This is a genomic window from Candidatus Desulfofervidus auxilii, assembly GCA_030262725.1.
GTDB lineage: Bacteria > Desulfobacterota > Desulfofervidia > Desulfofervidales > Desulfofervidaceae > JAJSZS01.
Genome location: JAJSZS010000043.1, coordinates 1 through 7,830, shown reverse-complemented (window position 1 = coordinate 7,830; position 7,830 = coordinate 1). Strand labels below are relative to the sequence as shown.

Here is a 7,830-nt window from a genome sequence, read left to right as displayed (position 1 = left end):
ATCAGCGATAACCTGACCAGATTTTAATCCTATGGTCTCAATAATCTGATTGGGTTTATTTCGCGGGCCAGATGCCTCTTTGTTGAATATTTTTGCTTTAAGATTCCTCATCTTTTTACTCCAATGTAACTTTTTAATGCAATGCTATAACGTTTTAATTTGCCAAGGCAAGTTGGGCGAGCACAATTGTGTTTCTTACCACATTAGCCCGCCAGACATCTCTTTCATAATGGAAACTAAAAAATACTCTCCTTGCCATTTTAACAACCTTCTTTCTGTAAGAAGACATAAATCGCATAAATTAAAGTTAAAATAAAGATTGATCCATAAAACCATCCAAGGGTTATTGAAAACATTATCCTTAATTTTGATTGCTCTTCATTCTTAAATCTATAAGCATTCATATCAAAAAGATACTCATCGGTGTCCGTCCTATTTTTTATTACCCAATTATAAAGTCTTCTATATAACCGCTCTTGCCATAGGAAATAAGCATCCAAGAACCAGAAAACTAAAATAGGGATGAATGCAATTAATACTTGATATTTTGAACCTCTTAGAAGTAATGTTACAGCAACAAGTGTGATAGCCCACCCTTTTATCATGAATGAGTTGAACGCCATACGTTTAATGATATCTTGAATTATCTCAATTTCTTTTAGCATAAATTCTCTTAATTCTTCTTTTGTATATGCCATACTTAACACCTCCTTTTAATGTTGCATTTTAATATACCGCCGAGTCAAATTTCGAACAACTTTTCAGGGATATGTAACCGAAGGGCAAGGTGTAAAGTACTTAACATTTTAATTTCCTTCTACATTATCATAATTTTTTCAATCCGATTAATAGATTCTCTATACAATTCGTCTATAGAACTTATGCTTTTCCTAACAGTTTCTTCAATCTTTCTTAGATCATCACTGATTCGTCTAAGGTTTTCAAGTCTTGATTTGAGATGATTCATCTCAAAAAAAATACTTTCTATTTTTTGTCGCAACGCTCCTTCCTCAACTCTTTCCCTCTCTACTTGTTTATAATATTGAGCGAACTTCTTAGTTATGAAATATGCTAGCTTTATACCATCTTCCATTCCATTTTGCCCTATAAACTGACCCACATTCATGAAAATTCCCAATTTATTACCATTACTTACAATTTTGTACTCTCCAATGCCACCTTGTATTCGTGTACCTAACGATATAAAGCAACCAATACTGATGTCGTGAGATTCAAGATCTTTCCAAAACTTTTGGACTTGACTAGCAGGGACAGGATTTTGGTAATTTTTGACTTCAATCAAAACATCTACCATATCTGAAGAGCTCGCTTTAATATCTGAATAATTTCTCTGTTCTGAAACATCTTCAAAGGAGTCTTCTTTAAAGTTGTCTACCAGAATTTTATAAATGAATTCTTCCCCTATTTCACCTCTTTCTTTTGCTCCTCTATATTTACTGATAAATTCAGACAAAACATCGGAGCTTGTTTTAACATTGCTAATAGCTTCTTCTAATTTGCCGATATATTCTCCTAGTTGTGCTTTTATAGCATCAGGAAGTCCATCTTTTATGCCTTTTAAGGCTTCTATTTGTCCTCTTAATTCTGTAAGTTTTTCTTTTATTTCACTTTCTATCTTCTCCTTGATAATGCTGGGAAGATTTTCAGATATTTCCTTTTCCACTTTTTCTTTAAGTTTTGCAATTTCATCCACCTGTTCTGTTAATCCTTGAATAACATTCCCAAAATATCTTTCCAAAGTTTCTTCACTTGTTTGAATCATTGCATAGTTTAATACTGTATCACCAACAAGAATATACATCTCTATATATTCAGAAATTTTATTGACTGGAATTCTTCTCAAAATATCCTCTACTTTAGGATTTTGAATTTTCCACCGTTTTTCCTCTCCATTTATTTTTAATGCAATCTCAACCATTCCTTCCCTCCTTTGCGGGCTTGGGAATTTCACTTAACTTGTTCATATCCGAATTGTTCAGATATGCTTATTTGTTTTTATAGTCTGCTTAAAATTTTTAGGGAATTCCCTTTAGTTGCTTTTTTAGGATTCAAGTAGTCTTTAAGAATCATGTAGATATTTTTCTCATAATTTTTCCCCAAATACACCAAAACTAAGAGCCACAGCACTTACACAGGCACCCATAACAAGGAGAGCTCTTAAAACATTTCCACCCCACAATAGTGCGTTTAAGGTTCCTAAAATAGCCCCGGGTATAAAAAAACCTATTATCCAAAAAAATCCCTTCTTTATATCTAAAAGATAACAGTATCCAATCTGGAAAATTAAAAATATAATGGCAAACTTAACTCCACATATAGGCACAAGAAAAGGAAGAAATATTGTTCTTGTAATAGCTCTTGGAAAAGTGCCTATACCAACAACTATTCCTACTCCCATTATTAAAGCTGCTAATCCTTTTTTTAATAATTCCAAATTATCCATATTCCTTTATCGCCAATCTGGCCACATATAAAGGTCAACTATTTTACCTGTTCTAAAACGAGTAAGATCCCGCATACTTTTAGGAGCAATCCATCTTTTGTTTTTACCATCAGCATCCATTACCAAAATCCCATTCCCCCAATATTTTTCAAAAACAATCTTTTGTCCATCAGGAGACCAACAAGGTCTAATACCATCATCTGTCAGTTGCCTTATATTGCCACTATCAACATCTATTACATAAATGGCAAAACGTGGAGATGGGCCAACATAACCCATATTTACTATATATCTTGAGGAATAAACTATCTTTTTGCCATCAGGTGACCAAGCAGGTGACTCATCACACTCTCCATGTGTTAATTGTCTTTTTCCTGTTCCATCTCGATTTATTATCCAAATCTGTGACTTTCTTGAACTTCCTGTGCCGGATTCAATTGTATAAGCTATTTTTGAACCATCTGGTGAAAAATAAGGATTACCTGGAATATGAAAACCTAAATATTCATCCAGACTCTGAATGTCTCCTTCATCAATATTCATTACCATCCAGCTATATTCTCCTCCATCTTGACTTAAAAAAACAATCTCTTTATTTGATAACCAGCGAGGATAAAGACAATTGCCTTCAGAAAATGTCAGTTGTCTTTCACCAGTTCCATCAGTATTAATTATATAAATTTGATGAGAAAAACCAGGCATCATTCCTAAAAGAGGGACTCCTCCTGAAGGTACTCTTGCTGAGACAAAAACAACTCTTTTTCCATCTGGAGAAAGTTTAGGCATAGCATCATAGAAATTATTATGCGTAAGTTGCTTCTTTCCTGTTCCATCTGGATTCATTATATAAATCTCTGTACGATGAACCTCAAGTTTTCCATCAATAAATGGCTCATAGGCATAGACAATTTTGCCCTTATTTGCAGAGCTAAATTTATAAATAAAATCAGAAAGGCTACTAAAATCAGTTTTCCAGATAAAAAAGGCTAGCAATAATAAAACAACTAAAATTATAAATTTTTTGTTAACCACTTGGAGGTCTCTTTTATTTTATTAATTCCTCTGTACTTTCAGATTTTGATTTTTTGCGAGACTATCTTATTTCTTTACATTATCATCATAATTGCTTGAGATTATTTCATATCAAACACAAAATAATTTTGCAATAAAATTTTGCCTCGCCACCTGAAAATTTACTTGACAATCTTAAACTGGTATCAAAAAATATTTTCCAAAAAAATTCCTATTTTGTATAATCCTCCCGTTTTATCTCCATAAGTTCAGCAATCATATTTATCTACAAAGTATTGAAAGGAAGTATTTTTCTGCTTTGCTATTTTAATAGAAAAATTTTTCAAGATTTCTGACATAAAATCTATTCTGGAAGTAAACCTTTTAGGAATCAAGGCATTAAATTTTTCCTTAGTAACATTATCAGTATTAGCAAAATTCTTTATTTTAAGTTGTTTACATGCCTTATTATCCAATCCTGCTAAATACCAACTTTCTATCTCCCTAATTACGACAATTATTTTATCTTTATCAATATTCTGATACTTCTTTTGCATCTCTTCTTTTTTAGCGGTAACACAAGGAGAATCGTTAATATCTGTCAAATAAATATAGTCTGCTTTCATCGCTTTGATACTTCTAATAAAATTATCGACCTTTTCTTTTTTCATTTTTGCATATCTTATAATCTTCACAGTACCATACTTTCTTTGGAGTTTTGGGCTTAATATTCTATTAAAAAATCTTTCATCATCATTTCCCTCAACCCATATAAACAGAAGTTTATAAGGCATGTTTTAAACCTCAAGTAAGTTTTGTATGTAGAGTTCTTCAATACCTATATCATTCTTTAAGAAGGTTTTAACTTCCTTTTTATCTGCTGGTCGAGAGATCGTTGAAAAACCATCTTCATTGCGAGAAACAAGCAAAATATTTTCTAATCCAGCATATTTTACAAATTCAGGATTATGAGTAGTAACTACAATTTGCTTTCTTTGTGTTCGTGAAGCATCTTTCATCATCTCCACCACTTTAGAAATAAGGGATGGATGAATGTTCCGTTCTGGTTCTTCTATAATAATAAATGGCTTCTTCTCAAAATATAAAGCAACAATAAGAGCAGTCATATTTATTGTTCCGTCAGAAATAAGAGATGCCGGTAAATATTGAGTTTTGAAATATGACTCTTTTAATTTAAAAAGCAAAGATTTATCTGCAAATTTCTCCACATCAAGATTCTCCACAAATGGCAAAAGGTCTTTTACCAGGTTAAAAAGCTTTCTTCTTTTCTCTCTGTTCTCTGTAATGTTCTTAAGAATGATGGAGAGATTGTTTCCATCCTCCTCTAATTCGGCTTTCCCTGTGATAGGAGTAGCTTTCTTGGGTAATTTAGGATCAAAATCGTATATTGAGATTTCACTAAAAATATCTTCTAATGGAGGTATAAAAAAGTATGTTTCAAGGAGAAGTTTGTGCTCTGGTAGTTTTTCTTCCCGCAAAAATCGCAAAAGTGGCGGAAATATGTCCTCTTTTTTAAGTGGCACATTTGGCGGTATGTTAAAATCAATTTTTACCCTTCCATTGCTACGTGAGATAAGAATCCCCCCCTCGCCAAGTATTTCTTTCTCTTCAACTTTTTTCTCTTTTCTTTCCAACTTGAGGAATTTACATTTTTGACTTAATTCATCCTTCACTATTCTGAATCCAGAACCTCTTTTATAAAATCTCAACGCAAATTCATATATCACTTCATAGGTTTTTATGCCTATTAAACCTGCTTTTGTCCGTGGACCCAACAATCCGAACTCTTGATCAGAAACAACTTTTATAGACAAAGGTTTAGAGACTCCTATATTCATGTTTCGGAGATATTCCACACCTCCCTGCATAGATACTGCGTTGTCTAAGCCTGAACTTGTTATATCTCTCAAAAATTCAAAGATATGGACAAAATTGGACTTCCCAGATGCGTTTGCACCGATTATCACATTAAATTTCCCAAGATTAATCTTTAACTCTTTAAAACTTTTAAAGTTTTTCACTTCTATTCTTTTTATGCTCATCTCTTTAACCCCCTATTTATTTGGGTCTTTAAAATTTGTAACCTTTATCTTCTCAACAATTTTGCCCTTCCTCCTTTCACTTATGATAATACGCATCTTTTTAAACCTTTTTGCAATGTCACCTACGTCCTGGGATATGAAGTTTCGCTTGCAAAATTTTGCGTAGCCGTTAGCAAAGCCTGCGAAAAGTTTTAAAGGTATATTGTGAACACATTTTTACCACCTGCAAATGCTTGCATAGATTTATCACCTGTCACCAATATAGCATTGTGTTTGATACAATCTTCAATTATCCTTTCATCCCTTTTATCTCTTGATAGTTCTTTTGGAATATCTTCTATTTTTCCAGGGCTTTCTAATCTTATTCTTCCTATAGAATCAAATTTGGCTAATTCTTCAAATTCTTTCTTTCCTCTTGGAGTTCCATCACATTCTTTTCTGACCACTGGCGAAAGAATAACTGTAAAGTTTTCAAAAAATCTTGAGCTCCTAAGGTCTCTTGATATCACCTGCCTTTGGATAGCATTACTATCTGGTAAAACATATCCACAGTAATATCGGAGGGTCATTCCAGCATTTTCAATGATTCTACTGCACTCCTTATTCACGCATTTTATTCCACTTATTTCTCTTCCATTTTTCTTAAAACTTACAAATTCTACACTTTTTAAGATTGCACCACAATAAGGGCAAACTAATGAAAGAGATTGAATGGAGAGCTTGCCTTTATTGAAAGCTTTTAAAAATTCATCAGATAATAGCTTCTCATCAATAGGCGGTAAAATCTTTTTTACTTCTCCTGTTTTTCCTTCGATTCTTCTTACATTTTTAAAAGATCTTTTTACAAACCACGGCCACGATTTGTATTTTTTCCACCAAGCTTTAAGCCAAGCATTAGTTTTTGGATCTCCTGCATTACCAGAACCTACTGATTGTCCGTTTATTTGAAATTCAGGATTTTCATTTATGGCTTTTATTACCGCCTCTCGTTGCCTTTTTGAAATAAGAGATGCAACTTTTGCTTCAAGATATTTATCTTCTGAGTTTTTGGTAACAATAATTTCTGCTCCCTGTTTTTCTAAAAAGTTTAAAAATCGCTTCAAAGTGTCTCCTATCCCATAATCATCCAATACAATCCTGCATTGTGAAATCTCAACTCTTCGAAAGAAAATAGAGAGTATTCGCTGATAACTCACATCCATAATTTTATTCAAATTATATTTATCAACATACCAAGGTGGGATTTTCTCATAGATAAAATTGAGACCTTTGTTCCTTAGTTTATCCAGTCTAATGAAAATTTCATCCCAGTATTCAAATTTATGTCTGTTTTTAGTATCTGCTGAACCTATTAGTAAATCCACGTCCTTAAAGAGTTCCTTAGGGAAGATTACACCAGTTAAAACTGTATGTCCGATTACTTCGCCCTTTCCTGTCTCATCTAAACCAATAAGAAAATCTTTGGTGGGCAAAACATAAGCAGAACCTACCACAGAATCTATATATTGCCACGCATTGAATACTGCCGGATCCTTTGAATTTGAGGGTGTACTGTAAAGAGTTCCTTTCTTGTAGTAAGTAAAATTGGAATCAGAAAATCTAACCCGCCACTTTTCATAAGGTGCTTTGACTTCTTCACCTACTCCTCCTTCATTGAGTAAATATTCCTTGATTTTCTCAGCATCTGAGGGGTTTACATTCTTCCATGTTCTCCCCGTCATTTTCTTCTCCTCTTTCTCTTAAAATTATAAGTTTACGTTTTTATCAAAAATATATTTTCAGCCATTTTGTTCCTCCATTATTTTGTAATTTCTTTTCTCCAAATAAGCACCTAATAAAATTGAAGATATAATCACTAATGGCAAAGATACTAATAATCTTATTGCTGAGAATTTTATTCCCATAAAAGATGCTTCAAATATCGTCATTGGAACCCTACAAATTGCAGAAGCCCCTATGTATGTGAAAATAACACTAAGCTTTGCTCCTTTATTATACAAAGAATATGCAACAGGAAAAGCTACATACAAACCACCAACTGTAGTGCCTGCAAGTAATACCGCCCATATATACCCTCTAATACCTGACTCTTTTCCAAAATGCTTTTCAACAGTTTCTTTTTTCACCCATATCTCAAACAAACCTATTAAAACAAACGCACATGGCAGGATTTCAAGCATATCCACTGAAAAAGTAATGAAATTTTTACCTATCTGTTTTCCAGGATTAAATCCAGTTATGAAAGAAAAGAGTATAAAAGCAATGTAAGCAGATATACCCACTATTTTAATG

Annotated in this window: 9 protein-coding genes; all 9 read right to left on the bottom strand. The window is 33.0% G+C overall.

What is annotated here, in order from left to right; genetic code table 11:
* Positions 1–154: 154 nt before the first annotated feature.
* The 9 genes from LWW95_11245 to LWW95_11205 all read right to left on the bottom strand — a co-directional run bounded on the left by LWW95_11245 (position 155) and on the right by LWW95_11205 (position 7,829).
* Positions 155–259 (bottom strand): TIR domain-containing protein, encoded by a 105-nt coding sequence (locus tag LWW95_11245; GenBank protein MDL1957599.1) that lies wholly within the window; start codon positions 257–259, stop codon positions 155–157.
* A gap of 1 nt (position 260) precedes the next feature.
* Entirely contained in the window at positions 261–698 is a 438-nt protein-coding gene (locus LWW95_11240) for a hypothetical protein (GenBank protein MDL1957598.1), read from the bottom strand.
* 119 nt (positions 699–817) lie between these two features.
* A complete protein-coding gene (locus tag LWW95_11235; protein ID MDL1957597.1) occupies positions 818–1,939 on the bottom strand; it encodes a hypothetical protein in 1,122 nt (373 codons plus the stop codon).
* 165 nt (positions 1,940–2,104) lie between these two features.
* Positions 2,105–2,464, bottom strand: coding sequence for a hypothetical protein (locus LWW95_11230; GenBank protein ID MDL1957596.1), 360 nt, complete (start codon positions 2,462–2,464; stop codon positions 2,105–2,107).
* A 6-nt stretch (positions 2,465–2,470) separates the two neighbouring features.
* Positions 2,471–3,496, bottom strand: a complete 1,026-nt coding sequence (locus LWW95_11225; protein MDL1957595.1) for a hypothetical protein — start codon at positions 3,494–3,496, stop codon at positions 2,471–2,473.
* A 248-nt stretch (positions 3,497–3,744) separates the two neighbouring features.
* Positions 3,745–4,269 (bottom strand): DUF4276 family protein, encoded by a 525-nt coding sequence (locus LWW95_11220; protein MDL1957594.1) that lies wholly within the window; start codon positions 4,267–4,269, stop codon positions 3,745–3,747.
* A 3-nt stretch (positions 4,270–4,272) separates the two neighbouring features.
* Positions 4,273–5,538 carry an AAA family ATPase gene (locus LWW95_11215; GenBank protein ID MDL1957593.1) on the bottom strand — a complete coding sequence of 422 codons (1,266 nt, stop codon included), beginning with the start codon at positions 5,536–5,538 and terminating at the stop codon, positions 4,273–4,275.
* A 191-nt stretch (positions 5,539–5,729) separates the two neighbouring features.
* On the bottom strand, positions 5,730–7,259 hold the full coding sequence (locus LWW95_11210; GenBank protein MDL1957592.1) for a hypothetical protein: 1,530 nt from the start codon (positions 7,257–7,259) through the stop codon (positions 5,730–5,732).
* Between the two features lie 57 nt (positions 7,260–7,316).
* Entirely contained in the window at positions 7,317–7,829 is a 513-nt protein-coding gene (locus LWW95_11205) for a permease (protein MDL1957591.1), read from the bottom strand.
* Position 7,830 lies beyond the last annotated feature (1 nt).

Coding starts and splice junctions, on each gene's coding strand:
- LWW95_11245 (MDL1957599.1), bottom strand. CDS start 259: ATGGCAAGGAGAGTATTTTTTAGTTTCCATTATGAAAGAGATGTCTGG.
- LWW95_11240 (MDL1957598.1), bottom strand. CDS start 698: ATGGCATATACAAAAGAAGAATTAAGAGAATTTATGCTAAAAGAAATT.
- LWW95_11235 (MDL1957597.1), bottom strand. CDS start 1,939: ATGGTTGAGATTGCATTAAAAATAAATGGAGAGGAAAAACGGTGGAAA.
- LWW95_11230 (MDL1957596.1), bottom strand. CDS start 2,464: ATGGATAATTTGGAATTATTAAAAAAAGGATTAGCAGCTTTAATAATG.
- LWW95_11220 (MDL1957594.1), bottom strand. CDS start 4,269: ATGCCTTATAAACTTCTGTTTATATGGGTTGAGGGAAATGATGATGAA.
- LWW95_11215 (MDL1957593.1), bottom strand. CDS start 5,538: ATGAGCATAAAAAGAATAGAAGTGAAAAACTTTAAAAGTTTTAAAGAG.
- LWW95_11210 (MDL1957592.1), bottom strand. CDS start 7,259: ATGACGGGGAGAACATGGAAGAATGTAAACCCCTCAGATGCTGAGAAA.